The following is a 26693-nucleotide window of genomic DNA, read 5'->3' on the forward strand; positions in this document are numbered from 1 at the left end:
GAGCCTGCAAATATGCGATGTTGTGCCATCTGGCGAGCCTACTTTGCAAATTCACGGATTGCAACTTTGCACAATTACATTGGACACTGCCTTGGTCCGGGGTCATGGAAGGGCAGATTTTGGCCTTTGGTGGAAAAGCATGTCAGCGAATATAGCGGAGATGGAGCGTCGTCGTTCTGCTGCCCGGCTTGGCGGCGGTGAGAAGCGGATTGCGGGTCAGCATGCGAAGGGCAAGCTGACGGCGCGCGAGCGTCTCGACGTCCTGCTGGACGAGGACAGCTTCGAGGAGATGGACCTCTACGTCGAGCACGACTGCGTGGACTTCGGGATGCAGGAGCAGAAGATCCCGGGCGACGGCGTGGTGACCGGGTCCGGCACCATCAACGGCCGGCTGGTCTACGTGTTCAGCCAGGACTTCACGGTGTTCGGCGGCTCGTTGTCGGCGAGGCATGCGCAGAAGATCTGCAAGGTGATGGACGCGGCGCTGAAGGTGGGGGCGCCGGTGATCGGGCTCAACGATTCGGGCGGCGCACGCATCCAGGAAGGCGTCGCCTCGCTGGGCGGCTATGCCGATGTGTTCCAGCGCAACGTGCTGGCCTCGGGCGTGGTGCCGCAGCTTTCGCTCATCATGGGGCCCTGCGCGGGCGGGGCGGTCTATTCGCCGGCGATGACGGACTTCATCTTCATGGTGAAGGACAGCTCGTACATGTTCGTGACCGGGCCCGAAGTGGTCAAGACGGTCACCAACGAGGTGGTGACTCAGGAGGAACTGGGCGGAGCGATCACGCATTCGAGCAAGACCTCGGTGTCGGACCTGGCGCTGGAGAACGACATCGAGGCGCTGCTGGCAGCGCGCGACTTCTTCGACTTCCTGCCGGCCTCTAACCGCGACGATGCACCCGAGCGCCCTTGCGCGGACCCGTGGGACCGGCTCGAGCCGAGCCTCGACACGATCATCCCGCCTTCGGCCAACCAGCCCTACGACATGCACGAAGTTCTGCGCAAGACGCTGGACGAGGGCGAGTTCTTCGAATTGCAGCCGCTGCATGCGGGCAACATCCTGATCGGTTTCGGCCGTATCGAGGGCAAGACCGTGGGGGTCGTCGCCAATCAGCCGATGGTGCTGGCAGGCGTGCTGGACATCAACGCATCGAAGAAGGCGGCGCGATTCGTGCGTTTCTGCGATGCTTTCAACATCCCGATCATCACGTTCGTCGACGTGCCCGGCTTCCTGCCCGGCACCGACCAGGAGCACAACGGGATCATTAAGCACGGCGCCAAGCTGCTGTTCGCCTATGGCGAGGCGACTGTGCCGAAGATCACCATCATCACCCGCAAGGCCTATGGCGGGGCCTACGACGTGATGGCCTCCAAGCACTTGCGCGGCGACCTCAACTACGCCTGGCCGACCGCGGAAATCGCGGTGATGGGAGCCAAGGGTGCGGTTGAGATCATCTTCCGCGGGCTCGACCCGGACGGCATCGCAGCGAAGACTCGGGAGTACGAGGACCGCTTCGCCAATCCCTTCGTGGCGGCGAGCCGGGGCTACATCGACGAGGTGATCTACCCGCATTCGACGCGCCGGCGCATTGCACTGGGCTTGCGCAAGCTGGCCAACAAGGTGCTCGAGAACCCCTGGAAGAAGCACGACAACATCCCGCTCTGATCGGCGGGGGCGTCGAAGCGGTGTTCTTTTTGGGAGTACCGCGATCGCGGCCGGAGGTCGAAGAGGGGCTCCGGTCGAAACGCAAGGAAGGGTTTGGAAGAGGTCATGGAAGAGATCTACATCGTCAGCGGCGTACGCACGGCAGTCGGCGACTTCGGGGGGTCGTTGAAGGGCTTCCTGCCGGCAGCGCTGGGTAGTCTGGTCGCCGCCGAGGCGCTCAGGCGCGCGGGTATCGAGGCAGGTGCGGTCGAGCACGTCGTGATCGGCCAGGTGATGCCGACCAGCGCGCGCGACCAGATGCTGGCCCGGGTCATCGGCATCGAGGCCGGCATCCCGCTGGCGACGCCGGCGCTGACGTTGAACCGGCTGTGCGGCTCGGGGGTACAGGCGATCATCTCGTCAGCGCAGATGATGAAGCTGGGCGAGGCGTCGGTGACGCTGGCGGGCGGCGCGGAATCGATGTCGAACGTGCCCTACCACGACCACGGTGTGCGCTGGGGTCGGAAGATGGGCGCGAACACGCAGGAAGATGCGCTGACGCTGGGCCTGTCGGACGCGATCGGCGGCTATCACATGGGCATCACCGCTGAGAACGTGGCCGAGCGCCATCACGTCAGCCGCGAGGACATGGACGCACTGGCCGCGACCAGCCATGCCCGCGCCGCGAAAGCCATCGCGGAAGGCCGCTTCAAGGAGCAGATCCTCGCGATCGAGGTCAAGACCCGCAAGGGCGTGACGATCTTCGACACCGACGAGCATGTCCGGGCCGACACCACTCCCGAGACGCTGAGCAAGATGAAGCCGGCCTTCAAGAAGGACGGTTCGGTGACCGCCGGCAACGCCAGCGGCATCAACGACGGCGCCGCCGCCGTGGTGCTGGCGACCGGTTCCGAGGTCGAGAAGCGCGGGCTCGCGCCGCTGGCTCGCATCGTTGCCTGGGGCCACGCCGGCGTCGAACCGGAGTACATGGGCGAAGGCCCGATAGCGGCGGTGCCGATCGCGCTCCGGCGCGCGGGCCTGGCACTCGACCAGATCGACGTGATCGAGAGCAACGAGGCCTTCGCGGCGCAGGCCTGCGCTGTCGCCAAGGTGCTTGGCTTCGACCCGGAGAAGGTGAACCCCAACGGTTCCGGCGTCTCGATCGGCCATCCGGTCGGTGCAACGGGTACGATGCTGACGGTCAAGTGCGCCTATGAACTGAAGCGCATCGGCGGGCGTTATGGCCTGGTGACGATGTGCATCGGTGGCGGCCAGGGCATCGCGCTGGTCATCGAGAACGTGGCGGGGAACGCAGCGTGAAGCTCGGTCGCCTCAATCACATCGGCGTCGCCACGCCCGATCTCGACGCTTCTATCGCCTTCTACCGGGACGTGATGGGCGCCACCGACGTGACCGAGCCCTTCGTTCTCGAAAGCCAGCAGGTCCGCGTGTGCTTCGTCAACACGCCTGGTGAGAACGGTACTGCGGGCACGCAAATCGAACTGCTCCAGCCGACCACGCCGGACTCGGCGGTGGGCAAGTGGCTGGAGAAGAACCCGCTCGGGGGGCAGCACCACATCTGCTACGAAGTGCCCGATATCGCCGAGGCCAAGGTCTGGTTCGAAGGCCTGGGCAAGCGGGTGCTTGGAGAACCTCGGGTCGGCGCTCACGGCACCATGATCTTCTTCGTGCATCCCAAGGACATGGGCGGGCAACTGACGGAGATCATGGAGACGCCAAAATCCGGGCACTGAATATCACGTCGTCCCGGTTTTTTGTTCCGGGACCGCTGGCCGGGAACGGCCGAGCTCGCGGCGAGGCGCTCTGAAGGGGGGTCTCGCCTGAAGACAGGCACCGGTCCCGGCTGCGATCCGGGACGACGAGTAGAAGAGGAACCGATCATGCCCGACATCAAGGACTGGCAGGCAGCGGCGGACAAGGAAGTCAAGGGTCGGGACCTGACCTGGAACACGCCCGAAGGCATCGCGGTCAAGCCGCTCTACACCGCCGCGGACGTCACCGTCGATCCGGGCCTGCCGGGCTACGCGCCGTTCACGCGCGGGGTGCGGGCCTCGATGTATGCGGGCCGGCCGTGGACCATCCGCCAGTACGCCGGGTTCTCGACCGCCGAGGAATCGAACGCCTTCTATCGCCGCAACCTCGCCGCCGGGCAGAAGGGCCTGTCGGTCGCCTTCGACCTCGCGACGCACCGGGGCTACGATTCGGACCACCCGCGCGTGGTCGGCGACGTCGGCAAGGCGGGCGTGGCGATCGATTCGGTCGAGGACATGAAGATCCTGTTCGACGGCATCCCGCTCGACAAGATGTCGGTGTCGATGACGATGAACGGCGCGGTGATCCCGATCCTGGCGTTCTTCATCGTCGCCGGCGAGGAACAGGGCGTCGACCGCAAGCTGCTCGACGGGACCATCCAGAACGACATCCTCAAGGAGTTCATGGTCCGCAACACCTACATCTACCCGCCCGAGCCCTCGATGCGGATCATCTCGGACATCTTCGGCTATACCAGCCGCGAGATGCCCAAGTTCAACTCGATCTCGATCTCCGGCTACCACATGCAGGAAGCCGGCGCGACGCAGGTGCAGGAGCTGGCCTTCACCATCGCCGACGGCGCGGAATACGTGAAGTACGGCGTGGCCTCGGGCCTCGACATCGACAAGTTCGCCGGGCGCCTGTCGTTCTTCTTCGCGATCGGCATGAACTTCTTCATGGAAGTCGCCAAGCTGCGCGCCGCGCGCGTGCTGTGGCACCGGGTGATGACCGAGCTGGGCGCCAAGGACGAGCGCAGCAAGATGCTGCGCACCCACTGCCAGACCTCGGGCGTGTCCTTGCAGGAGCAGGACCCCTACAACAACGTCATCCGCACCACGATCGAGGCGATGGCCTCGATGCTGGGCGGCACCCAGTCGCTGCACACCAACGCGCTGGACGAGGCGATCGCGCTGCCGACCGACTTCTCGGCGCGCATCGCCCGCAACACCCAGATCATCATCCAGGAGGAGACCGGCATGTGCAATGTCGTCGATCCGCTGGGTGGCTCGTACTACGTCGAATCGCTGACGCAGAGCCTCGTCGACCAGGCCTGGGAGATCATCGAGCGCGTCCAGGCCGATGGCGGCATGGCCAAGGCGGTCGCCGCCGGCTGGCCCAAGGCGATGATCGAGACCGCCGCCGCCGCCCGCCAGGCCCGCGTCGACCGGGGTGACGACGTGATCGTCGGCGTCAACAAGTACCGCCTCGCCGAAGAAGACGCGATCGAGACGCTCGACATCGACAACGCCAAGGTCCGCGAGGGCCAGATCGCCCGCATCGAGAAGATGAAGGCGAGCCGCGACGAGGCCGCGTGCCAGGCCGCGCTCAGGGCGCTGGCCGACGGCGCCGCCGCGCCCGCCAGCATCGAGAACAACCTCCTCGCCCTTGCGGTGGAAGCGGCCCGCGCGCGCGCCACGCTCGGCGAGATCTCCTCTGCGATGGAGGAGAGCTTCGAGCGCTACGGCACCCAGCCGACCCCGGTGAAGGGCGTCTACGGCGCGCCTTACGAGGGCGACAGCCGCTGGCGGCAGGTGCTCGACGGGGTGCAGGCGGTCGAACGCCGCCTCGGCCGCAAGCCCAAGCTGCTGGTCGCCAAGATGGGCCAGGATGGCCACGATCGCGGCGCCAACGTGATCGCCTCGGCCTTCGGCGACATGGGCTTCGAGGTGGTCTCGGGCCCCTTGTTCCAGACCCCCGAGGAAACCGTGGTGCTGGCCTTGCAGCACGAAGTCGACGTCGTCGGCGCCTCCAGCCTCGCGGCCGGGCACAAGACGCTGATCCCCGAGCTGATCCAGCAGCTGCGCGCTGCCGGGCGCAGCGACGTCAAGGTGATCGCGGGCGGCGTGATCCCCGCCAAGGACTACGAATACCTGCGCAATGCCGGTGTCCAGGGCATCTACGGCCCCGGCTCGAACGTGGTCGAATGCGCCGCCGACGTGCTGCGCCTGCTCGGGCACAACATGCCGCCGGCAGGTTCCGAGCTGCAGGCGGCGGAGTAGGCGGATGCTGGATCAGCACGGCATCGCGCTCTATGGCAGGGCTTTGGCCCGAGCCGCGCGCGTGCCGCCTGAGGAATGACTATGACCCAAACCCCCGCCTTCGCCTCCCGCCCCGTGGCTCGTACCGACTGGACCCGCGAGGAGATCGCAGGCCTGTTCGACCTGCCGTTCACCGAACTGGTGTTCCGCGCGGCCGAGGTGCATCGCGCCAGCCACAAGGCGGACGAAGTGCAGCTCTCGACGCTGCTCTCGATCAAGACCGGCGGCTGCGTCGAGGACTGCGGCTACTGCTCGCAATCGGTCTCGGCCAACAGCGGGGTCAAGGCGACCAAGCTGATGGAAGTGCAGGCCGTGCTCCAGCGCGCCGCGCAGGCGGCCGACCAGGGCTCGACCCGCTTCTGCATGGGGGCCGCCTGGCGCAACCCCAAGGACCGCGACATGCCCGCCATCATCGAGATGGTGAAGGGCGTGCGGGCGATGGGCATGGAAACCTGCATGACGCTGGGCATGCTGACGCCCGAGCAGGCCGACATGCTGAGCGATGCGGGGCTCGACTACTACAACCACAACATCGACACGAGCCCCGAGCGCTACGACCAGGTCATCACCACGCGCACGATGGACGACCGCCTCGACACGCTGTCGAACGTGCGGATGGCGGGGATCAACGTGTGCTCGGGCGGCATCGTCGGCATGGGCGAGACCCGCGCCGACCGCGTCGGCTTCATGCACACGCTCGCCACGCTGCCCGAGCACCCGCAGTCGGTGCCGGTCAACGCGCTGGTCCCGGTCAAGGGCACGGTGCTGGGCGACATGCTGGCCGACACCCCGCTCGCCAAGATCGACGACGTCGAGTTCGTGCGCACCGTGGCGGTGGCGCGGATCACCATGCCGGCCTCGATGGTGCGCCTCTCGGCGGGGCGCGAATCGATGTCCGAGATGACCCAGGCGATGTGCTTCCTGGCCGGCGCCAACTCGATCTTCACCGGCGACAAGCTGCTCACCGCGCCCAACGCAGGCGACGACAACGACCTGGCGATGTTCGCCCGCCTCGGCCTCAAGCCCATGGCCATCGAAATGACCCCGGCACAACTCGAAGCACAGCGCATGCCCAAGGGATGCGCCAAGCTGGAAGCGGCCCAGTAAGTGACAGCCGGCTTGCCCGTCAGCCTAGCAAAGGCGGACCTCGCTGTCTCGCGCAACCTCGCGACCAGCTGGCGCGCGTGCCTGCGAGCACGGGGCGTGGGGGCGATGCTGCTGGCGGTGTCCTGCCTTGCCGCCATGCCCGGCGTCGCCTCCGCCGCAGCGCCGGCGGCGGTTCCGATCACGATCGGCGAAACTCGCCTCGTCACCTTTGCCGATGGCGATGTCCGGCAGGTCAACGTCTATCTCCCTGACGGCTATGCCAAGGATGACAAGCGCTACCCCGTGCTCTACCTCATCGACGGCGGGCTTTCGCAGGACTTCCTCCATGTGGCCGGGACCACTGCGCTGGGCGCCGTATGGGGCCGCTCGGAGCCGGCCATCGTCGTCGGGATCGAGAGCCGGGACAGGCGCGCCGAACTGATCGGCAGTCCGGGCAACGCGGCGCAGCACGAACAGTACCCCACCGCCGGCCGGTCCGCCGCCTTCCGCGCCTTCCTGCGCGACAAGGTCAAGCCGATGGTAGAGGCGAGCTACCGAACCAACGGCCAGGACGGCGTGATCGGCGAGTCGCTCGCCGGCCTGTTCATCGTCGAGACCTGGCTACGCGAACCCGGCCTGTTCGGCCGCTATGCCGCCATCGACGCGAGCTTGTGGTGGGATGACGGGGCGCTTTCGAAAGCGGCTCCAGGCGTACTCGCCGGCGGAGCATCGCGCGGTCCGCTGTACCTTACGTATTCCAATGAGGGCCCCGAGACCGCCGACGCCGCCGATCGCGTCGCCAGGGCGGGAAGCGCACTCGTCTGCCTCGTCCCGCGCCCTGATCTGACGCACGCGACCGCCTACCACGTCCTTTCGCCGCAGGCGCTGCAGTTCCTGTTTCCGACCGCCAACAAACAAGACCCCGAATGGGGCTTCGAGGTGCCATGTTCAAGAAAATCCTGATCGCAAACCGCGGCGAGATCGCCTGCCGCGTCATCAAGACCGCGCGCCGCATGGGCATCCAGACCGTCGCCGTCTATTCCGACGCCGACGCACGCGCACCCTTCGTGCAGATGGCCGACGAGGCCGTCCACATCGGTCCGGCGCCAGCCGCGCAATCGTACCTGATCGCCGACAAGATCATCGCCGCAGCCAAGCAGACCGGCGCCGAAGCGGTTCACCCCGGCTACGGCTTCCTGTCCGAGCGGACCTCCTTCGCCGAGGCGCTCGCCGCAGAGGGCATCGCGTTCATCGGCCCGCCCGTCAACGCGATCGCGGCGATGGGTGACAAGATCGAGTCCAAGAAGCTCGCCAAGGCGGCCGGCGTCAACGTCGTCCCCGGCTTCGTCGGCGAGATCGAGGATACCGAGCATGCCGTGCGCATCTCGGCCGAGATCGGCTATCCGGTCATGATGAAGGCGTCTGCCGGCGGCGGTGGCAAGGGCATGCGCCTCGCCTACAATGAAAACGACGTGCGCGAAGGCTTCGAGGCCACCAAGCGCGAAGGTCTCAACTCCTTCGGCGACGATCGCGTCTTCATCGAGAAGTTCATCCTCAACCCGCGGCACATCGAGATCCAGATCCTCGGCGACCAGCACGGCAACATTCTGTACCTCAACGAACGCGAGTGCTCGATCCAGCGCCGCCACCAGAAAGTGGTCGAGGAAGCGCCGTCGCCCTTCGTGACGCCGGCGATGCGCAAGGCCATGGGCGAGCAGTGCGTCGCCCTGTCGCGCGCGGTCGGCTATTACTCGGCGGGTACCGTGGAACTGATCGTCTCGGGCGCCGATCCGACGGGCGAGAGCTTCTACTTCCTCGAGATGAACACCCGCCTGCAGGTGGAGCACCCCGTCACCGAAGCGATCACCGGCATCGACCTCGTCGAGCAGATGATCCGCGTCGCCGCCGGCGAAGCCCTGTCGTTCACCCAGGACGACGTGAAGATCGAGGGCTGGGCGATCGAGAACCGCGTCTACGCAGAAGACCCCTATCGCGGGTTCCTGCCTTCGACCGGGCGCCTCTCGCGCTACAACCCGCCGGTCGCAGGCTGGACCGAGGATGAGGAGGCCAACGGCCGTCGCGGCATCGACGGCGTGCGCGTCGATGACGGCGTCTACGAAGGCGGCGAAGTCTCGATGTTCTACGATCCGATGATCGCCAAGCTCATCACCTGGGGCGAGACCCGCGACGAGGCCGCGGACCGGCAGGTTGCCGCGCTCGACGCCTTCGAGATCGAGGGCCTGGGCCACAACATCGATTTCGTCTCGGCGATCATGCAGCACCCGCGCTTCCGTTCGGGCGAGCTGACCACCGGCTTCATCGCCGAGGAATACCCGGACGGCTTCCACGGCGCGCCCGCCTCGGACGACCTCAAGGTCAAGCTCGCCGCCGTCGCCGCCTTCGTCGCCACCGCGCGCGCCGATCGTTCGCGTCGGGTCGAAGGCCAGCTCGGCACCCCACTCGACCCGCCGGGCGCCTGGACCGTCACCATTGACGGCGCGGTCTTCGCGGTCGAACTCGACGAGGACCTGCTAACGGTCAACGGCGAGGAAGTGGAGCTGGAGCTGGAATACACCCCTGGCGACCGCTTCGTGGAGGCCGAAGTGGACGGCGAGGACCTGATCCTCAAGTTGGAAACCACCCGCACCGGCTTCACGCTGACCACCCGCGGCGCGATCCACAAGGTCGCCTGCCTACCCACGCGCATCCACGGCCTGACCCGGCACATGATCGAAAAGGTCCCGCCGGACCTCTCGCGCTTCCTGATCTGCCCGATGCCCGGCCTGCTGGTCTCGCTCAGTGTCGCCGAGGGCGACAAGGTCGAGGCCGGCCAGCCCCTTGCCGTGATCGAGGCCATGAAAATGGAAAACATCCTCCGCGCCGAGAAGTCCGGAACCGTCAAATCCGTCAACGCAAAAGCCGGCGAAAGCCTGCGCGTCGACCACATCATTCTCGAAATGGAGTGACACAAATGAAGATCCTCGTGCCCGTGAAGCGGGTGATCGACTACAACGTGAAGCCTCGTGTGAAGGCCGACGGCACGGGTGTTGACCTGGCCAACGTCAAGATGAGCATGAACCCGTTCGACGAGATCGCGGTGGAAGAAGCCATCCGTCTCAAGGAGGCGGGCAAGGCGGAGGAGATCATCGCGATCTCGGTCGGGCCGGCCAAGGCGCAGGAAACGCTGCGCACGGCGCTGGCGATGGGCGCCGACCGGGCGATCCTGGTCGAGACCGACGCCGAAGTCGAACCGCTCGCCGTCGCCAAGATCCTGAAAGCCATCGTGGGTGAAGAGAACCCGGGCCTTGTGATCCTGGGCAAGCAGGCGATCGACGACGATTCGAACCAGACCGGCCAGATGCTCGCCGCGCTGCTCGCACGGCCCCAGGGCACGTTCGCCAGCAAGGTCGAGATCGACGGCGATTTCGTCTCGGTCACCCGCGAGGTCGACGGCGGCCTGGAGACGGTGAAGCTCTCGCTTCCCGCCATCGTCACCACCGACCTGCGCCTCAACGAGCCGCGCTACGCCTCGCTGCCCAACATCATGAAGGCGAAGAAGAAGCAGCTCGATGTGAAGTCGCCGGCCGACTACGGCGTCGACATCGCCCCGCGCCTCAAGACCCTCAAGGTCTCCGAGCCGCCGGTGCGCGTCGCCGGCATCAAGGTCGCCGACGTCGACGGCCTCGTCGCCAAGCTCAAGGAACTGGGAGTAGCCTGATGTCCAAGACTCTCGTCTGGGTCGAACACGACAACGCCTCCGTCAAGGACGCGACCCTCGCCGTCGTCACCGCCGCCTCCAAGCTGGGTGAAGTGCACCTGCTGGTCGCAGGTTCCGGCTGCGCCGCCGTGGCCGAGGAAGCCGCGCAGATCGCGGGCGTGGGCAAGGTCCACCTCGCCGACGACGCCGCCTATGCGCATGGCCTGGCGGAAAACGTCGCCCCGCTCGTCGCCGAGCTGATGGGCCACCACGACGCCTTCGTGGTGCCCGCCACCACCACCGGCAAGAACCTCGCGCCGCGCGTCGCCGCGCTGCTCGACGTGATGCAGATCTCGGACATCCTCTCGGTCGAAGGCGAGAAGACCTTCACCCGTCCGATCTACGCCGGCAACGCGATCGCCACGGTCGAATCGAGCGATGCCAAGCTGGTCATCACCGTGCGTGGCACCGCCTTCGACAAGGCTGCCGCCACCGGCGGTTCGGGCACGGTCGAGGCCGTCTCGGGCACGGGTGACGCGGGCCTGTCGAGCTTCGTGGGCGCCGAGCTTGCCAAGCTGGAGCGCCCCGAACTGACCAGCGCGAAGATCATCGTCTCGGGCGGCCGCGCGCTGAAGGACGGCGAGACGTTCGAGCAGGTCATCATGCCGCTGGCCGACAAGCTCGGCGCCGCCGTGGGTGCCAGCCGCGCCGCGGTGGACGCAGGATACGTGCCCAACGACTACCAGGTCGGCCAGACCGGCAAGATCGTCGCGCCGCAAGTCTACATCGCGGTCGGCATCTCGGGCGCGATCCAGCACCTGGCCGGGATGAAGGATAGCAAGACCATCATCGCCATCAACAAGGACGAGGACGCACCGATCTTCCAGGTCGCCGACATCGGCCTCGTCGCAGACCTCTTCAACGCCGTGCCCGAACTCACTGGGAAGCTCTGAACATGAACATTCACGAATATCAGGCCAAGGAACTGCTTGCGAAGTATGGCGTGGGGATTCCCGCCGGTATTGCGGCGCTGACCGTAGAGGAAGCGGTGGCCGCCGCCAAGCAGCTGCCGGGACCGCTCTACGTCGTGAAGGCGCAGATCCACGCGGGCGGGCGCGGCAAGGGCAAGTTCAAGGAGCTGCCCGCCGACGCCAAGGGCGGCGTGCGCCTCGCCAAGTCGATCGAGGAAGTCGAGGCTTTCGCGCAGGAAATGCTCGGCAACACCCTCGTCACCATCCAGACGGGTGATGCCGGCAAGCAGGTCAACCGCCTCTACGTGACCGACGGCGTCGACATCGCCAAGGAATACTACCTCTCGATGGTGGTGGACCGCGCCTCGAGCCGCGTCGCCCTGATCGTGTCGACCGAAGGCGGCATGGACATCGAGGAAGTCGCCCACTCGACGCCCGAGCGCATCAGCACGATCACCATCGACGTCGCCACGGGCTTCCAGCCGCACCACGGCCGCGCCGTCGCCTTCGCGCTCAAGCTCACGGGCGAACTGAACAAGCAGGCGCAGAAGATCTCGAAGCAGCTCTACGAGGCCTTCGTGGCGCTCGACTGCGACATGCTCGAGATCAACCCGCTGGTGGAAACCAAGGACGGCAACCTGCTCGTCCTCGACACCAAGATGAGCTTCGATTCGAACGCGCTGTACCGTCACCCCGACGTGCTGGCGCTGCGCGACGAGACCGAGGAAGATCCGGCCGAAGTCGAGGCGTCGAAGTACGACTTGGCCTACATCAAGCTCGACGGCGACATCGGCTGCATGGTCAATGGCGCGGGCCTGGCGATGGCGACGATGGACATCATCAAGCTGAACGGCATGTTCCCGGCCAACTTCCTCGACGTAGGCGGCGGCGCCAACAAGGAAAAGGTCACCGCGGCGTTCAAGATCATTCTCGCCGATCCGGCGGTGAAGGGCATCCTGGTGAACATCTTCGGCGGCATCATGAAGTGCGACGTGATCGCCGACGGCATCGTCGCCGCGGCCAAGGAAGTGAACCTGCAGGTTCCGCTGGTGGTCCGCCTCGAAGGCACCAACGTCCAGCAGGGCAAGGACATCCTGGCAGGCTCGGGCCTGCCGATCGTCGCCGCCAACGACCTGGGCGATGCCGCACGCAAGATCGTTGCCGAAGTACAGAAGGTAGCCTGACATGAGCATTCTAATCGACAAGAATACCAAGGTCATCACGCAAGGGATGACCGGCGCGACCGGGACGTTCCACACCGAGCAGGCGCTGGCCTACGGCACGCAGATGGTCGGCGGCGTGACGCCCGGCAAGGGCGGCACCAGCCACATCGGCCTGCCGGTGTTCGACACCGTCGCCGAAGCCAAGCACGCCACCGGCGCGACCGCCTCGGTGATCTACGTGCCGCCGCCGTTCGCCGCCGACTCGATCCTGGAAGCGATCGATGCCGAGATCCCGCTGATCGTGACGATCACCGAAGGCATCCCGGTGCTCGACATGGTCCGCGTCAAGCGCGCCCTCTCGGGTTCGAAGTCGCGCCTGATCGGCCCGAACTGCCCCGGCCTGCTGACGCCGGGCGAGTGCAAGATCGGCATCATGCCCGCGAACATCTTCTCCAAGGGTTCGGTCGGCGTCGTCTCGCGCTCGGGCACGCTGACTTATGAAGCGGTGTTCCAGACCACCAACGCAGGCCTGGGCCAGACCACCGCGGTCGGCATCGGCGGCGACCCGGTCAACGGCACCAACTTCATCGACGTGCTGGAACTGTTCCTGGCCGACGACGAGACCAAGTCGATCATCATGATCGGCGAGATCGGCGGCAGCGCCGAGGAAGAAGCGGCGCAGTTCCTCAAGGACGAAGCCAGGCGCGGCCGCAAGAAGCCCATGGCGGGCTTCATCGCCGGCCGCACGGCGCCTCCGGGCCGCCGCATGGGCCACGCCGGCGCGATCGTCTCGGGCGGCCAGGGCGGCGCCGAGGACAAGATCGCGGCGATGGAAGAAGCCGGCATCAAGGTGTCGTCCTCGCCCTCGCTGCTCGGCGAAACCCTTGTGGAAGTCCTCAAGGAACTCGCCTGAACGAAGGAGGTCGGGTCATCTTGCCCTACTTCGTCGTTGCGACGCCGCAGGCCGAAGCAACCCGGGGCGGTCTACGCCGCAGCCGGGTTGCCGCACCGCTGCCGGGCTCGCAAGGACGAAGATGGGCGACTGATCCGACTCGCCGTTTGCAATCGGCATATCCACTGCATGAACGGGGAAAGGCCTCGCGGTAGAAGGAGGACGAGCGGATAGCCGTCCGACACCCGCGAGGCCTTCCTTGTCCAACGCTTCCTTCCCCATGTTGACGCATCGCGGCGCGAGCACGTAGTAACGATCGCGAGCAGCGCGGGCGAAAGCGAAAAGCCCTGCATGGGGATGGTGGAGCGGATGTCGTGAGTGCTGCCCATCGTGCCGCGGCCATGCTGACGCGGCGGTTGGAGGTTCTGACTGCCGCGCACGGGCGACGCGTGACGCTGGACCCTCTGCAAGTGCTCGACCGCAGCGCCGATATCCCTCTTTTTCGACCGGGCGCGCGCTCGCCGAACGGTCATTGCCGGATGCTGGCCGCGTCAGACGGATGGATCGCGCTCAACCTGGCCCGGCCCAGCGACCTGGAACTGATCCCCGCATGGATCGGCGAGGAGTGGTCAGGCGACGCTTGGGACGCTGCCGCGCGCCATGCAGCGCGGACATCGGTGCGCGATCTCGTTGCCCGTGGCATATTGCTCGGATTGCCGATTGCGACCCCCGGAGAAGTTGCGGGAGAGGGGCTGGCGCCGCACCGTATCGCCATGGGCGCAGGGACATCGCGTCGCGGCTTGCGCACCGTGATCGATCTGTCCAGCCTGTGGGCGGGGCCGTTATGCGCGGGAATCCTGGCGAGAATGGGCGCACAGGTGACACGGATCGAGGACCCGAGCCGCCCAGATCCGGTGCGGGTGACCACGCCGCGCCATTACGAGAGGCTCAACCGAGGCAAGACGGAAATCTCGTTTTCCCTGCGGACCCCCGAAGGCCGGGAACGCCTTTTTGCGCTCGCCTGCGAGGCCGACGCCATCGTCACGAGCGCGCGACCGCGTGCCTTCGAGAGCCTCGGACTGGCACCCGAGCGCGTCTTTGCCACCAATCCGGGGCTCGTCTGGGTGGCGATCACCGGCCATGGATGGCAGGCGCCGCATGCGGAGCGGGTGGCTTTCGGGGACGATGCCGCCGTTGCCGGCGGCCTGGTACGATGGGTGGATGGAGTGCCGCAGTTCCTCGGCGACGCCCTGGCGGACCCGCTCACAGGCGTAGCCAGCGCGCTTGCGGCGATCGAGGCGGCGGAAGCGGGCGGCGGTGTTTTCGTCGATGCGGCGATGGCCCGGGTCGCGGCCGGAGCGGCGGGGCTCGCGCATTCGGTCCCTATGTAGCCACGCATCCTGGCTCGAACGCAACCGGGGCCAGGCGCCGCCGGGTTTCTGTCGTCAATTATCAATTTAGGTGACGCTTGGGCGGTGCCGAACGACGTTTCAGCTGTGCCCAGCACAGTCTCGCGCTACTCTCCGCGCAAAACGAAGGCTCGATTTCGGGGATTGGTTTTGGCTCGCGAACTTCCGGTATCGGGGCGCACCTTACCGCTCAGCGGTAGAGGTTCGCTCCTGGCGGTGTTCGAAGCTGCGATATTCGAAGCATGCTACTGCTTCGCTCGCGCCCGCTCGACGGCCTGATTGAGTGTTGATTCCGGCCCGCCCGATATTGCCGATCCGACCCAGCCGCCATCCACCTGGAGATCGCATCCTGTAATATATGCTGCTTGCGGGGAGATCATGAAGGCAATCGCATTCGCCACTTCCTGGGGCGTCCCGGATCGCGGAATCGGTGCGCCCTTCAGGGCTTCGCGAGAGGCTTCGCTACGGGCCATCTCGAGTTTGCCCATCGGCGTGTCGATGCAACCGGGCGAGACCGAGCAGATGCGGCGCCCGGAGAGGCCGAATGGCGCTGCGAGACGCCGCGCGAGGCGCAGGATCGCCGCCTTAGAGAGTGCGTATCCCAAGCCCGGCATGGCAGCTTGTGCGCCCACGATTTCGGCCAGCTCCGCAGCGAGGCGGGGGTGGTCGGGACGGTCGAGAAGAGCGATGATGCGAGGATCGTCCACAGGGGCGGTATGCGCGGTCATCGAACTGATGCATACCGCTGCTCCGCCCTCTCGCAAGCGCGCGCCGAGCATTTCGACGGAGGCCGCTGTCGCCGTCAGGTTGATCTCGATGATGCGTGCGAAACTGCCCATGCTCGGCGACAGGCCGGCGGTCACCACCAGGGCGTCGAGGTCCGGGAGACTGGCCGCCAAATGCCCGATCGCCGTACGATCGCTCATGTCCAGCGGTTCGGCGCGGGCGCCGAGGGCAGAGCATAAAGGCGCCAGCGCGTCCGCCGAAAGGTCGCTCAGGATCAGATCGTAACCGCGTACATGCAGCAGTTCGGCGGTGGCGCGGCCGATGCCGGAAGCAGCGCCGAGGATACAGGCTACGGGTTTGGTCATGCGTCGTCCTCGTGCGCCAGAAGTCGAAGGTCGAGCCTCGTGCGCGCATGATAGCGCAACGCGATGGCCATGAAGGCGAAGGCAAGCGGGACCGCCACGAAGCCGATGATGGCAAGAGCGGCGGACAGCGGATGGGCGAAGCCGGTCAGGTGGTCGCTCATGTAGCCGGACAGGATCGGGCCGAGGCCAGTCCCGAGCAGGGCGGCGACCATTGCCATCACTGCCATCGCCTGCGCCCGCAGATGCCTCGGGGTGATGTACTGGAAGGTGAGCGAGGAAAGGCTCGTGACCGAACTGATGAGGAACAGGGCCGCTCCCATCATCGCCAGTTCGCCGTAGAGCGAGGACGTCAGCAAGCCACCGCTCGCCAGCGGCCAGACGAGCCCGAGCGAGACGAGGATGACGCGCAACACCGTGCCTGCCGGGTCCTGCTTTGCCAGGCGCGATACCAGCATGCCTGCAGACAGTGTGCCTGCCGCCCCGCACACGAGGTAGATGGGCCCGAATAGGCGGCCGATCTCGGCTTCGTCGATCCCCTTCGAGCGCATTATGGCGGCGGGTAGCCAACTGATGTAGCTGGCCAGGAGGATCATGACGGCTGCCATGGCGAGCTGGTAGAGGACGAAAATCTGCCAGTGCCTGCCGAAGAGCGCAAAGACGGCGCCAAGGCCCGGGCCGCGTTCCCCCTGCCTCGAGTGCGCCGCTGCAGGGCGGTCCGCGATCAGCAGGAGAAGCAGGGCAGGGATCAGGCCGAGCGCGCCGACGATCAGGAACACGACCTGCCAGGCTGCCATCGTGCCCAGGATGGGGAGCGATCCCGGCTCGATCGTCTCGGCCCAAGCGTAGATCGCGCCGCCCAGGCTGAGCGCGAAGCCGCCGCCGATGAACGGGGCGAGCATGTAGAACGAGGTCGCGGTAGCCAGTTGCCGGCGATTGAAGCGGTCGGAAAGCGTGGCGAGGGCGGCCGGGGTCAGGCCTGATTCGCCTGCGGCGATGCCGATGCGCGCCAGCATCATCTGCCAGAAGGTTCCGGCCATGCCGCACATCATCGTCAGGATGCTCCAGGCGGCGACGCATCCGCTCATGACCCGCGAACGGCGAGTGTGATCGGCGAGCCAGGCCAGCGGAAGGGTCGCCGCTACGTAGAATAACGAAAAGCTGATTCCCTGGAGCATGCCGAACTGCGTATCGTCGATGTCCAGCGTCGCCTGGATCGGAGCGATCAGCAGGCTGATGACCTGACGGTCGAGGTAGGCGATCGTGTAGCAGAAGGCCAGCAGACCGGCCACGAGCCAGCTCCGCCAGCCCGCAGAGGGAAGGTCCGATGAGGCGGTCCGATCCGGCGACGTTTCCGGCATCTCCTCGGCCTCTTCAGACCGCGTGGCCGACTGTGTGAACGTCATGCTTTTCTCCCGGCGGCCCATTCGTTGGACATATTTGCGGCCTTGCGGAATGCTTCTATATTGCACAAATGAGCGATAATCAAACAAACTCCAAGCGGGCGTGCGCGCGTCGAGCTTCGGGCCCGGACTGTGCGAGAGGCGGTGAGGAAGAATGACGATGTTTCGTAGCGTGGCAGAAGCGAGGGAGATGGCACGCCGCCGCTTGCCTTCCGCGGTGTTCCATTATGTCGACGGAGGGAAAGAGGACGAAGTGACCGTGCGGGCCAACGAAGCGGCCTTCGCGCGGCATGCCTTCCTGCCTGCAGCCTGCCCCACGGCGACCCGACCCGTGCTCGAAACCATTATCCTGGGCCGACGCTGTGCCTTGCCGCTGGCGATCGCGCCGACCGGCTTCGTGCGCATCGTCCACCGCGACGGCGAACTCGGCGCGGCGCGCGCCGCCGCCGCCGAAGGCATGCCTCTCGTGACCAGTACCTGGGCCAGCGTGCCGGTGGGCGATATCGTCGCGGTGAATCCGGACTGCTGGTTCCAGCTCTACATGATCGGTGGCAGGGTGGGGGCTCGATATTGTATCGACATGGCGCGCGAAGCCGGATGCCGCGTGCTCGTGGTGACGGCCGACATTGCCGGCGTATCGCCTGCGGACCGCCGCGCCCCGGCACTGCCCGATCCTGGCAGCCTGGGCTCGGTCCTGCGCTTTGCGCCTTCGGCGCTCGGCAAGCCGCGCTGGCTGTTTTCGCTGCTGCGAAGCGGGCTGGACATGCCCGCGCCCAATGCCCCGCGCCGCGAGGACGGGACGATGCTCCGGGTGGAGGACGCCGGGCGGTTGCTTACCCGGACACCGTTCGGATGGGACGACTTGCGGTGGCTGCGCGAACGCTGGCAGGGACCACTCGTGCTCAAGGGCGTTATGCGGCCAGGCGACGCGCTGCGAGCGCTTGAATGCGGGGTCGACGGCATCGTCGTGTCCAACCACGGAGGCAAGGTTCTCGATGGCGCGGTGGCCACGCTCGACGTGCTGCCGAGCATTGCCGACGCCGTCGCCGGACGGTGCGAGATACTGCTCGACGGCGGCTTGCGGCGCGGCGCCGATATCGTGAAGGTGCGGGCGCTCGGGGCGAATGCCGCGCTGATCGGACGACCTTTCCTCTGGGGGCTGGCAGCCGGTGGGGAAGAAGGCGTGGCGCAAGTGCTGCGCCTGTTCCGGCGCAGCCTGACGGCGACGCTCGCCAACCTCGATATTGCAGACGTGGCTGCCGTGGACGGGACGGTGCTGTGGAACGACGGCGCAGGAGCGGCTTGACAAACCGGGTCAGCTCGGTGCTATGGTCGAATAAGCAACAATAGAGCGATTATCGCTCAAATATCGGAGCGGGCGCGATGACGGCAGAAGCGGCGGACACTGCCGACCTCGATATCCACGCTTCCGGCGCTTATGAGAATGGACCGTGTATCTGGAGCCGCCTGCGCGAACAGGAAGGCCTGGCGTGGTCACCGCGATACGGCGGCTTCTACGTGGCGGCGCGCTACGAGGATGCGCTCCAGGTCCTGACGAAGCCCGGCGTGTTCGGGTCTGGCAAGGGGATCACGCTGCCACCGCCGGACGGCATCCGCAGCTTCCACATTCCGGCGGAGATCGATCCGCCGCTGCATGGCGAGTATCGGGCACTGATGCAGCCGCAGCTCGACGCTGACCGCGCGCGATCGATGGAACCGGCGATCCGCGAGATCGTCGATGTACTGGTCGAACGGCTGCCGCTGGATACACCGTTCGACTTCGTGCGCGCCTTCGCCCGGCCGCTGCCGATCATGGTGGCGCTGGACATCATGCGCCTCGACCGTGGCCATGCCGCTGAACTGGAAGATATGGTCGAGGATCTTCACCGCGAAGTCGCGACAGGTATGCCGACCGGCGCGGCCGAACGCCTTAAGCGGTTCGCCGAACATGTGCTGGCACAGCGGCGCCGGACGCTTCGGGACGAGGACGACGACGTCGTCGCCTCGATCCTGCGCGGCTCGGTCGAGGGTCGTGCGCTCGGTGCGGAGGAGCAGATGTCGATGCTCCGCCAAATCCTGGTCGGCGGCTTCGACACGACCGCGATCGCACTTGCGACGATGATGAAATGGCTGGCCGAGAACCCGCAGGAAGTGGCGCGCCTGCGTGCAAACCCCGGGCTGATCGATAGCGCCAGCGAGGAAATCGTGCGTTTCGCTTCGCCATCGACTTACTTGCGGCGCGAAGTGATGGAACCTGTCGAACTGGCCGGGACGAAGCTGGAGCGCGGGGATTCGGTCTTGGTCGCCTTCGCCGCCGCCAATCGCGATCCGGCGAAGTTCGCCTGTCCCGAGGAAATCGATGCACAGCGTCGGCCGAACATGCACCTGGGTTTCGGGGCCGGGCGCCATCGCTGCGTCGGCTCGTTCGTCGCCAAAGCGCAGATGCGGATAGCATTCGCGCAACTCCTGGAGCGATTCGAGGCCTTCGAACTCGATGCCGCGGAACCGATCGCCTATTCAACCGGGCTTGGGCAGGGCATCGTCTCGATGACGATGCGCCTGCGCGCCCGGTAATTCCCACGATTCATAGAAGGATAAACCAGTGCCAGCCATCGATCCCAGCCAGTACGAATGGATCAAGATCGAAAAGAAAGACGGCATCGCGACGCTGACGCTGAACAATCCGCGCCGCAAGAATGCCGTCTCTCGTCCGATGCACAAGGAACTCGAACGCATCTGGGACGACGTCGACCGCGACGACGACATTCGCGTGGTGATCTTGACCGGGGAAGGCGACGCATTCTGCGCCGGCACCGACCTGTCGGTCCAGGATGCGGAGAACGAGAGCGGTCGCAAGGGACGCCCACCGACCAAGAGCGCGCGCCGCCTGTTCTGGAACATGCTCGACGCCGAAAAGCCCGTCATCGCCAAAGTCCGGGGCCCGGCCTATGGCGTGGGCGTGAACATCGCTTTGGCCTGCGACATGGTGATCGCGGCGGAAGGCGCCCGATTCTGTGATTCCCACGTACGGATGGGCATCGCCCCCGGCGATGGCGGCGTGGCGTTCTTTCCGCTTCTGCTGGGCTTCCACCGGGCGAAGGAATACCTGATGCTCGGCGAGCCGATCGAGGCCCGAAAGGCCGCCGATATCGGCCTCATCAACTACTGCGTGCCCGGCGACGAGCTTGACGCTTTCGTGGACGGCTACGCCCGCCGGCTGGCAGCGGGGCCGCCGCTGGCGATCTCCTACGGCAAGATGTCGGTGAACCTTCTGCTCAAGCAGATGACGGCAGGGGCCTTCGAGACGTCGCTGGCCTACGATCAGCTGACCCTGTTCACCGAAGATCACAAGGAAGGTGCGCGCGCCTTCCTCGAAAAGCGCGACCCGGTATTCAGGGGAAGCTGAGAGCCGCGTCGTCCCGGACTTGATCCGGGACGACGGGATGCTTCAGGGCAGGGTCTCCGCGAGATAGCGCTTCACGTCCAGAAGGGCGGGCAGGATATCGTCTATCATCCGCTCCTTGGTGCCGCGTGAGGCATGGAGGCCGACGTTGATCGCGGCGACCGTGCTGCCGGTGCTGTTGATTACCGGGATGCCGATCGACAGCGAGTTTGGCGCAACTTCCTGGTCGATGATCGAATAACCCTGTTCGCGCACGCGGGTGAGTTCGGCCATGATGTCCTTGACCGACGTGAGCGTATGCCCGGTCAGCGGCTGGCGCACGCTGGCCTCGATCCGCTTGCGCGCCGCATCGGGTGACAGGGCCGCGAGCAGCACGCGTCCCAGCGATGTGCAGTAGGCGGGCAGGCGGCTACCCGGGTGCAGCCCCGTGCCGACGATGTGGTGCTGCGTCGCCCGGGCGATGTAGACCACCTCGGTATGGTCGAGCACGGCGGCGGAGCAGCTCTCGCCGATCCGGCCGGCGAGCTGCGAGAGCGCGGGGCGCAGCAGTTGCGGCAGCGAGGCCGACAGGTAGGACTGTCCCAGCTTGAGGATGCGCGGGGTCAGTTCGAAGTAGCGGTCGTCCGCGACGGCATAGTCCTGCTCGACCAGGGTCAGCAGGCAGCGCCGTGCCGATGCGCGGTCCAACCCGCTCAGCCGCGCGACTTCGGCAATCGTCAACCGGTCGCGACCCTTGCCGAAGGCCTCGATCACGGCGAGGCCCTTGGCGAAGCCGCCCATGCGGTCGACGTCGCGCACGGTCTTCTTCTTTTCTCCGGCTAGCTCGGAAGCGCCGTCCGTCTCGACCAGCTCATCCGCATTGGCATGCGCCATGTAACGTCACCCTTTCGACATCATCTGTGCGATTATTGTACATCGAGTGGGCATTCGGCAAGTCCCGGGCATACGATCGCGATGCTGCTATCCCCCGCGCAGAATGATGTCGGCCGCGCGCCAGGCGATAGCCATCGCCGGCGCGTTGGTGTTGCCCGCCGGCATGAACGGGAAGATCGAGGTGTCCACTACGCGCAGGCCCTCGATCCCGCGCACTTTCAGTGCAGGGTCAAGGGCCGATGCGGCGTCGTTGCCCATCCGGCAGGTGCCGCAGGCGTGATAGTTGGTGTAGCCGGTTGCGAGATAGGCGGCCTCGATGGCGGCCTGGCTTTCATGTTCGGCGCCGGGCCTGGTTTCGGCCTCGATGAACTGGGCGAGCGGATGCTGGCCGACGAAGTTGCGGGCGCAGGCGAAGATGCGGGAGATCATCGCCCTGTCATCCGCATGCGTCGCGTAACCGGGAGTGATCTCCGGCAAGGCCTCGGGATCGCGCGAGGCGATGGCGAGGTGGCCGCGCGATTTCGGGCGGATGGGATAGACGCAGATATTCAGCCCGCCATGGTCCTCGACCCGGATCGGAACCGCCGCGAAGTCGAACGTGAAGGGCGAAATCAGCAACTGGACGTCGGGGCGTTCGAGCGCCGGGTCGGACTTGAGCCAGGCGGCCATGTCGTAGGCCCCGCCTGCCATCGGCCCTTTGTGCTGCAGGTAGTAGCGCAGGACGCTGCGCACGAGACCGGCGCCGCGAAACTCCCGGTTCTGCGAGACCGCATCCGGAACCCGCCACTGGAAGACGACGCCGCGGTGCTCGAACAGGTTCGCACCGATCGCGGCGTTTTCCTGCACCAGCGCGACGCCCGCCTTGGCGAGCACGTCCACGGGGCCTACTCCCGAGCGCTGGAGGATGGCCGGACTGGCGAGCGCGCCGGCGCTCAGGATGATCTCCTTTGCGGCCGCGAACCGCACATCCTTGCCATCGCGCCGAGCCACGATCGCGACCGCGCGCTTGCCTTCGAAAAGAACGCGGTCGACGACCACGCCGGTCTCGATGGTCAGGTTCGCCCGGCCGCGCACGGGCAGCAGGAACGCGGTCGCCGCGCTTTGCCGGCGGCCTTTCCAGATCGTGCGCGGCGCATAGCCGATGCGGGGCCTGTCCTCGGCCTCGTTGACATCCTCCACCTTGCGCAGCCCCAGCGCGGCGCCTGCGTCGAGCACCGCCTCGGTCAGTGCGTTCTTCGTCTCCGGCATCGATATCCTGAGAGGGCCGGCATCGCCGCGCGCGGACGCGGGACCCAGTTCATGGTTCTCGATCTGCCGGTAGGCCTCGCCGATGTGCGACCAGTTCCAGTCGGGACCAGTTAGCGCGGCCAGTTCGTCGAAGTCCGCAGCGCTGCCGCGGTTGTAGACCATACCGTTGACCGAACTCGAGCCGCCCATGACGCGCCCGCGCGCCCAGAACTCGGCCGCCTTGTTAGACCACTTTTCCGGCCGGGTCATGAACGGCCAGATGTAGCGCATGTTGGCCATGATCTTGGCGAGGCCGCGCGGCATGGCGATGAAGGGATGCCGGTCGCTGCCGCCCGCTTCCAGCAGGAGGACGGACACGGCCGGGTTCTCGCTCAGCCGGTTGGCGAGCACGCAGCCAGACGATCCGGCGCCGACGACGATGTAGTCGTAGACAGGTCGCTCCACCTTGCCCGCCATCACGCGGCGAACTCCGCGGGACGGCCGCGCAGCAGCACGGTCTTGCTTTCGAGGTATGGCTTGAGGCCTTCGACGCCTCCCTCGCGACCCACGCCCGATTGCTTGAAGCCGCCGAACGCGATCGTGTAGTCGACCTTCATGCCGTTATGGCCGACGGTGCCCGAGCGCAGCGCGCGTGCCACCTGGTAGGCACGGTCGACGTCATTGGTGAAGACCGCATTGTTCAGGCCGAAGACGCTGTCGTTGGCCAGTGCCACCGCATGACGTTCGTCGCGCGCGCGGATCACCGAAAGGACCGGGCCGAACACTTCCTCGCGTGCGAGCTTGGAGGTCGGATCGACGTTCCCGAACACGGTGGGCTCGAGGTAGAAACCGCGATCGAGGTGAGGGGGACGCCGCCCGCCTGTCGCCAGAACGGCGCCGGACGATGCCGCCTCGTCGATGTAGCCTTGAACGATGTCGCGCTGGCGGGCCGTAGCCAGCGGGCCCATGCGGGTGGCGGCATCGAAGGGATCGCCGACGACGACCGTTGCGAACGACGCGGCGAGCGCGTCCACCATCGCATCGTGGCGATCGTCGGACACGATTACGCGGGTGAGCGCGGCGCAGACCTGGCCGGTCATGTCGCAGGCTCGCTTGGCGATGGCCTCGGCAGCCGTCGCGACGTCATAGTCGTCGAGGATGATCGCAGCGGACTTGCCGCCCAGTTCCATCGTGTAGCGGCCCATGCGGGCGCCCATGGTCGCCGCGATGTTCCTGCCCGCCACGCTGGAGCCGGTGAAGGTGATCTTGTCGACCCGCTCGTCGCGGACGAGCGCTTCGGAAGCCTCTCGGCCTGCCGTAAGGACATTGAGGACGCCCGCCGGCAGCCCGATCTCATCCGCCACTTCGGCAAGAAGCAGTGCGTGTCCCGGTGCCTCGGGCGATGCCTTGAGGACGACAGTGCAACCCGCCGCCAGTGCAGGCGCCACCTTGACGGCGATCAGCATGGCAGGCGCGTTCCACGGCACGATGGCGCCCACCACGCCCACCGGCTCGCGCACCAGGAGCCCCATTTCGGCGCCTGACACGGTGGGATGCTCCTCGACGAAGGCGAAACGCTCGGCGATCCTGGCGTAGCTGCGGTACGAGAACGCGAAGCCGGGTGCCATCGCCTCGGCCATGCGATGGACGATGCCCATCTCGTTCGGCCAGACGGTGGCGAAGTCGTTGGCGCGCGCGTCGATTCCGTCGGCCAGCTTGCGCAGCCAGTGCGCGCGCTCGGCAACGCCGATGCCCGCCCATGGCCCGGTGTCGAACGCCGCGCGCGCAGCGGTGACGGCGCGCGCGATGTCGGCCTCGCCGGCGTCGGCCACGGTCATGTAGACCTCCTCGTCGGCCGGGCGGACGACGTCTATGGTGCCGGAGCCGAGCGGGGCGACCCATTCGCCGCCGATGTAGAAGCGGTCGGGGTGGCGGATCGGGGCGTGACTGGTCATGGCTTGGCTATCATCCTCTCGGTACGGACGTCGTCGAACAGTCCGAGCATCGCTGCTTCGGACGATACGGCGTCCTTGCCTGCGGCGACATCGCGCAGGAATTGCATATGCAGATCGAACGCGAGCGGCTGCGCTTGTGCACGAGCGATCATCGTCATCGCCAGTTCACGGGCGCGAGCGAGCAGCTTCGCGGGTTCGACGATCTCGTTGACGATGCCCCAGGCGAGCGCCGTCCCGGCATCGATCGGATCGCCGGTGAGCATCATCTGCGCCGCGCGTTGGACGCCGACCGTACGCGTCAGCAGCGCGCCTCCGCCCCAGCGGGGAAAGAAGCCGACCTTGCAATGGGTGTCGGCGAAGCGCGCGGCAGGCGTGGCCAGCATGACCGTGCACGACAGCGCCATTTCGAGCGCGCCTGTCAGGCAAGGCCCGTCGATGGCCGCGATCACCGGCTTGCCGAGCGAGCGCAGCGCGCTCGCCGGGTCGGGCTTCACGGGCGCCGCCGAAGAAGGACGGTCCTTGAGATCGACGCCGGCGCTGAAGCAACCGGCAGCGCCGGTCAGGATCACCGCGCCGATCTCGGCATCCTCCGCGGTGCGGCCGATCAACCGGGCGAAGTCCGCGCGCATGGCGCGCGTCATTGCATTGCGCGCGGCGGGGCGATTGAGCACGATGGTGCGGATACCTTCGCGGTCGGACACGAGGATCGGCTCGGCGTCGGCGGGCGCGCTCGGTTCAGCCATGGGCGGCGACATCGGCCATGTCGGGGGAGGCGCAGGCCGCAATGTATTCGCGGCGCAGGCGGGCGACCAGCGATGTGACGTCGGGAACGTCGTCGATCAGGTCGATGCCTTGGCCGGCGCTCCACAGATCACGCCAGGGACGTACGTCGCGTGGAAGGTGTTCGTAGGTACGCTTGGGGGCGCTCAAGGTGTCGATGGCAATGCCCTTGCGGTCCAGCGAGGGGCGCAGCCAATTGGCCGGGACGCCGGTGATCGCCGGCGTATAGACGAGATCGGCGGAAGTGTGCGCCGCCAGCATGTCCTTGTATTCCGACGGTGCCAGCGATTCCCGCGTCGCGATGAAGCGGGTGCCGAGATAGACGAGGTCGGCGCCCAGGACTTCGGCGGCGCGGATCGCGCTGCCCGACGAAACGGAGCCGGCGAACACGATCAATCCATCCCACAGGGCCCGCACCTGCGGCAGGAAGGCCAGCGCATTGAGCGTACCGGAGTGGCCACCCCCGCCGCTGCCGATGCACACGAGCCCATCCACCCCGCCCGCGATGGCCTTTTCGGCGAACCGCAGGCTGGTGACGTCATGCATGATCGTACCGCCGCGATCGTGGATGGCCTTGGCGATTTCGGTCGGATTGCCCAGTGCGGTGATGAAGTGGGTGATGCCGTTCGCGATGCAGGCCTCGATGTCGGGTATCGTCTCGTCCAGTGGGCGGCTGGCTATTATGTTCGCCGCGATCGGTCCGATACGGGCCTCGGGGTTGTCGTTGCGGAAGGTCGAGAGATCGCGGTGCAGGGCTTCCAGCCAGCTTGCGAATTCTTCGGGCGTGCGGGCATTGTGGCGAGGAAGCCCGGCCATGATTCCCGCCTTTGCCGCAGCGCTGACCAGTTCGGGGCCCGAGACCAGCATCATCGGCGCACAGATCGCCGGCAGCACCAGGAGGGCGCGCAATTCGGATGCCAGGGTCACCGTGCTCTCCTCAAATATCGTGCGTTAATCGCTCGATTGGTCACTTATTGCACCTTTTGGCTTGTTCAGGCAATGAGCGTCAA

At 66.5% G+C, this 26693-nt stretch carries 22 protein-coding genes; 15 read left to right on the forward strand and 7 right to left on the reverse strand.

Annotated elements, in window-relative coordinates; genetic code table 11:
- The first annotated feature begins 139 nt into the window (after positions 1-139).
- The 12 genes from ACFFDA_RS05480 (at position 140) to ACFFDA_RS05535 (ending at position 14936) form a co-directional block, all read left to right on the forward strand.
- Positions 140-1666, forward strand: coding sequence for an acyl-CoA carboxylase subunit beta (locus tag ACFFDA_RS05480; RefSeq protein ID WP_404476750.1), 1527 nt, complete (start codon positions 140-142; stop codon positions 1664-1666).
- A 105-nt stretch (positions 1667-1771) separates the two neighbouring features.
- The gene (gene bktB, locus ACFFDA_RS05485) at positions 1772-2965 is read left to right on the forward strand and encodes a beta-ketothiolase BktB (protein ID WP_404476751.1); all 1194 of its coding nucleotides are present in this window, start codon (positions 1772-1774) and stop codon (positions 2963-2965) included.
- Positions 2962-3399, forward strand: a complete 438-nt coding sequence (gene mce / locus ACFFDA_RS05490; protein ID WP_404476753.1) for a methylmalonyl-CoA epimerase — start codon at positions 2962-2964, stop codon at positions 3397-3399. Before bktB ends, mce begins: the two co-directional genes overlap by 4 nt.
- Positions 3400-3546: 147 nt before the next feature.
- Positions 3547-5697, forward strand: a complete 2151-nt coding sequence (gene scpA, locus ACFFDA_RS05495; protein ID WP_404476754.1) for a methylmalonyl-CoA mutase — start codon at positions 3547-3549, stop codon at positions 5695-5697.
- 75 nt (positions 5698-5772) lie between these two features.
- Positions 5773-6843: a biotin synthase BioB gene (gene bioB / locus ACFFDA_RS05500; protein ID WP_404476756.1), complete on the forward strand. Its 1071-nt coding sequence runs from the start codon at positions 5773-5775 to the stop codon at positions 6841-6843.
- Entirely contained in the window at positions 6844-7785 is a 942-nt protein-coding gene (locus tag ACFFDA_RS05505) for an alpha/beta hydrolase (RefSeq protein WP_404476759.1), read from the forward strand.
- Positions 7767-9788, forward strand: a complete 2022-nt coding sequence (locus ACFFDA_RS05510; protein WP_404476761.1) for a biotin carboxylase N-terminal domain-containing protein — start codon at positions 7767-7769, stop codon at positions 9786-9788. Before ACFFDA_RS05505 ends, ACFFDA_RS05510 begins: the two co-directional genes overlap by 19 nt.
- Positions 9789-9793: 5 nt before the next feature.
- Entirely contained in the window at positions 9794-10540 is a 747-nt protein-coding gene (locus tag ACFFDA_RS05515) for an electron transfer flavoprotein subunit beta/FixA family protein (protein ID WP_404476764.1), read from the forward strand.
- Positions 10540-11472 (forward strand): electron transfer flavoprotein subunit alpha/FixB family protein, encoded by a 933-nt coding sequence (locus tag ACFFDA_RS05520; RefSeq protein ID WP_404476766.1) that lies wholly within the window; start codon positions 10540-10542, stop codon positions 11470-11472. The genes ACFFDA_RS05515 and ACFFDA_RS05520 overlap by 1 nt, the downstream gene beginning before the upstream one ends.
- A 2-nt stretch (positions 11473-11474) precedes the next feature.
- Positions 11475-12674, forward strand: a complete 1200-nt coding sequence (gene sucC / locus ACFFDA_RS05525; RefSeq protein ID WP_404476768.1) for an ADP-forming succinate--CoA ligase subunit beta — start codon at positions 11475-11477, stop codon at positions 12672-12674.
- A gap of 1 nt (position 12675) precedes the next feature.
- Positions 12676-13566, forward strand: coding sequence for a succinate--CoA ligase subunit alpha (sucD, locus tag ACFFDA_RS05530; RefSeq protein WP_404476770.1), 891 nt, complete (start codon positions 12676-12678; stop codon positions 13564-13566).
- Positions 13567-13919: 353 nt separating this feature from the next.
- The gene (locus ACFFDA_RS05535; protein ID WP_404476773.1) at positions 13920-14936 is read left to right on the forward strand and encodes a CoA transferase; all 1017 of its coding nucleotides are present in this window, start codon (positions 13920-13922) and stop codon (positions 14934-14936) included.
- 263 nt (positions 14937-15199) lie between these two features.
- Here the strand turns inward: ACFFDA_RS05535 and ACFFDA_RS05540 are convergent, their stop codons facing one another.
- Together ACFFDA_RS05540 and ACFFDA_RS05545 are read right to left on the reverse strand one after the other, a co-directional pair.
- On the reverse strand, positions 15200-16045 hold the full coding sequence (locus ACFFDA_RS05540) for an SDR family oxidoreductase (RefSeq protein WP_404476774.1): 846 nt from the start codon (positions 16043-16045) through the stop codon (positions 15200-15202).
- A complete protein-coding gene (locus ACFFDA_RS05545; protein ID WP_404476776.1) occupies positions 16042-17448 on the reverse strand; it encodes an MFS transporter in 1407 nt (468 codons plus the stop codon). Before ACFFDA_RS05545 ends, ACFFDA_RS05540 begins: the two co-directional genes overlap by 4 nt.
- 187 nt (positions 17449-17635) lie before the next feature.
- Between ACFFDA_RS05545 and ACFFDA_RS05550 the strand changes: the two genes are divergently transcribed.
- The 3 genes from ACFFDA_RS05550 to ACFFDA_RS05560 all read left to right on the forward strand — a co-directional run bounded on the left by ACFFDA_RS05550 (position 17636) and on the right by ACFFDA_RS05560 (position 20851).
- Positions 17636-18751: an alpha-hydroxy acid oxidase gene (locus tag ACFFDA_RS05550; protein ID WP_404476779.1), complete on the forward strand. Its 1116-nt coding sequence runs from the start codon at positions 17636-17638 to the stop codon at positions 18749-18751.
- 77 nt (positions 18752-18828) lie between these two features.
- Positions 18829-20019, forward strand: coding sequence for a cytochrome P450 (locus ACFFDA_RS05555; protein ID WP_404476782.1), 1191 nt, complete (start codon positions 18829-18831; stop codon positions 20017-20019).
- 28 nt (positions 20020-20047) lie between these two features.
- The gene (locus ACFFDA_RS05560; protein ID WP_404476784.1) at positions 20048-20851 is read left to right on the forward strand and encodes an enoyl-CoA hydratase/isomerase family protein; all 804 of its coding nucleotides are present in this window, start codon (positions 20048-20050) and stop codon (positions 20849-20851) included.
- Between the two features lie 42 nt (positions 20852-20893).
- Here ACFFDA_RS05560 and ACFFDA_RS05565 read toward each other — a convergent pair whose 3' ends face one another.
- From ACFFDA_RS05565 to ACFFDA_RS05585, 5 genes are all read right to left on the reverse strand, one after another.
- Positions 20894-21721 carry an IclR family transcriptional regulator C-terminal domain-containing protein gene (locus tag ACFFDA_RS05565; protein WP_404476786.1) on the reverse strand — a complete coding sequence of 276 codons (828 nt, stop codon included), beginning with the start codon at positions 21719-21721 and terminating at the stop codon, positions 20894-20896.
- Between the two features lie 87 nt (positions 21722-21808).
- Entirely contained in the window at positions 21809-23425 is a 1617-nt protein-coding gene (locus tag ACFFDA_RS05570; protein WP_404478301.1) for a GMC family oxidoreductase, read from the reverse strand.
- Positions 23425-24903 (reverse strand): aldehyde dehydrogenase, encoded by a 1479-nt coding sequence (locus ACFFDA_RS05575; protein WP_404476788.1) that lies wholly within the window; start codon positions 24901-24903, stop codon positions 23425-23427. Before ACFFDA_RS05575 ends, ACFFDA_RS05570 begins: the two co-directional genes overlap by 1 nt.
- Positions 24900-25646 carry an enoyl-CoA hydratase/isomerase family protein gene (locus ACFFDA_RS05580; RefSeq protein WP_404476791.1) on the reverse strand — a complete coding sequence of 249 codons (747 nt, stop codon included), beginning with the start codon at positions 25644-25646 and terminating at the stop codon, positions 24900-24902. Before ACFFDA_RS05580 ends, ACFFDA_RS05575 begins: the two co-directional genes overlap by 4 nt.
- Complete coding sequence (locus ACFFDA_RS05585) at positions 25639-26610, reverse strand: NAD(P)H-dependent flavin oxidoreductase (RefSeq protein WP_404476793.1); 972 nt, start codon at positions 26608-26610, stop codon at positions 25639-25641. Before ACFFDA_RS05585 ends, ACFFDA_RS05580 begins: the two co-directional genes overlap by 8 nt.
- Positions 26611-26693: the final 83 nt, after the last annotated feature.

Origin of the sequence: Novosphingobium sp. BL-52-GroH (genome assembly GCF_044813085.1) — a bacterium.
GTDB lineage: Bacteria > Pseudomonadota > Alphaproteobacteria > Sphingomonadales > Sphingomonadaceae > Novosphingobium.

Coding starts and splice junctions, on each gene's coding strand:
- ACFFDA_RS05480 (WP_404476750.1), top strand. CDS start 140: ATGTCAGCGAATATAGCGGAGATGGAGCGTCGTCGTTCTGCTGCCCGG.
- bktB (WP_404476751.1), top strand. CDS start 1,772: ATGGAAGAGATCTACATCGTCAGCGGCGTACGCACGGCAGTCGGCGAC.
- scpA (WP_404476754.1), top strand. CDS start 3,547: ATGCCCGACATCAAGGACTGGCAGGCAGCGGCGGACAAGGAAGTCAAG.
- bioB (WP_404476756.1), top strand. CDS start 5,773: ATGACTATGACCCAAACCCCCGCCTTCGCCTCCCGCCCCGTGGCTCGT.
- ACFFDA_RS05510 (WP_404476761.1), top strand. CDS start 7,767: ATGTTCAAGAAAATCCTGATCGCAAACCGCGGCGAGATCGCCTGCCGC.
- ACFFDA_RS05515 (WP_404476764.1), top strand. CDS start 9,794: ATGAAGATCCTCGTGCCCGTGAAGCGGGTGATCGACTACAACGTGAAG.
- ACFFDA_RS05520 (WP_404476766.1), top strand. CDS start 10,540: ATGTCCAAGACTCTCGTCTGGGTCGAACACGACAACGCCTCCGTCAAG.
- sucC (WP_404476768.1), top strand. CDS start 11,475: ATGAACATTCACGAATATCAGGCCAAGGAACTGCTTGCGAAGTATGGC.
- sucD (WP_404476770.1), top strand. CDS start 12,676: ATGAGCATTCTAATCGACAAGAATACCAAGGTCATCACGCAAGGGATG.
- ACFFDA_RS05540 (WP_404476774.1), bottom strand. CDS start 16,045: ATGACCAAACCCGTAGCCTGTATCCTCGGCGCTGCTTCCGGCATCGGC.
- ACFFDA_RS05545 (WP_404476776.1), bottom strand. CDS start 17,448: ATGACGTTCACACAGTCGGCCACGCGGTCTGAAGAGGCCGAGGAGATG.
- ACFFDA_RS05550 (WP_404476779.1), top strand. CDS start 17,636: ATGGCACGCCGCCGCTTGCCTTCCGCGGTGTTCCATTATGTCGACGGA.
- ACFFDA_RS05555 (WP_404476782.1), top strand. CDS start 18,829: ATGACGGCAGAAGCGGCGGACACTGCCGACCTCGATATCCACGCTTCC.
- ACFFDA_RS05565 (WP_404476786.1), bottom strand. CDS start 21,721: ATGGCGCATGCCAATGCGGATGAGCTGGTCGAGACGGACGGCGCTTCC.
- ACFFDA_RS05570 (WP_404478301.1), bottom strand. CDS start 23,425: ATGGCGGGCAAGGTGGAGCGACCTGTCTACGACTACATCGTCGTCGGC.
- ACFFDA_RS05575 (WP_404476788.1), bottom strand. CDS start 24,903: ATGACCAGTCACGCCCCGATCCGCCACCCCGACCGCTTCTACATCGGC.
- ACFFDA_RS05580 (WP_404476791.1), bottom strand. CDS start 25,646: ATGGCTGAACCGAGCGCGCCCGCCGACGCCGAGCCGATCCTCGTGTCC.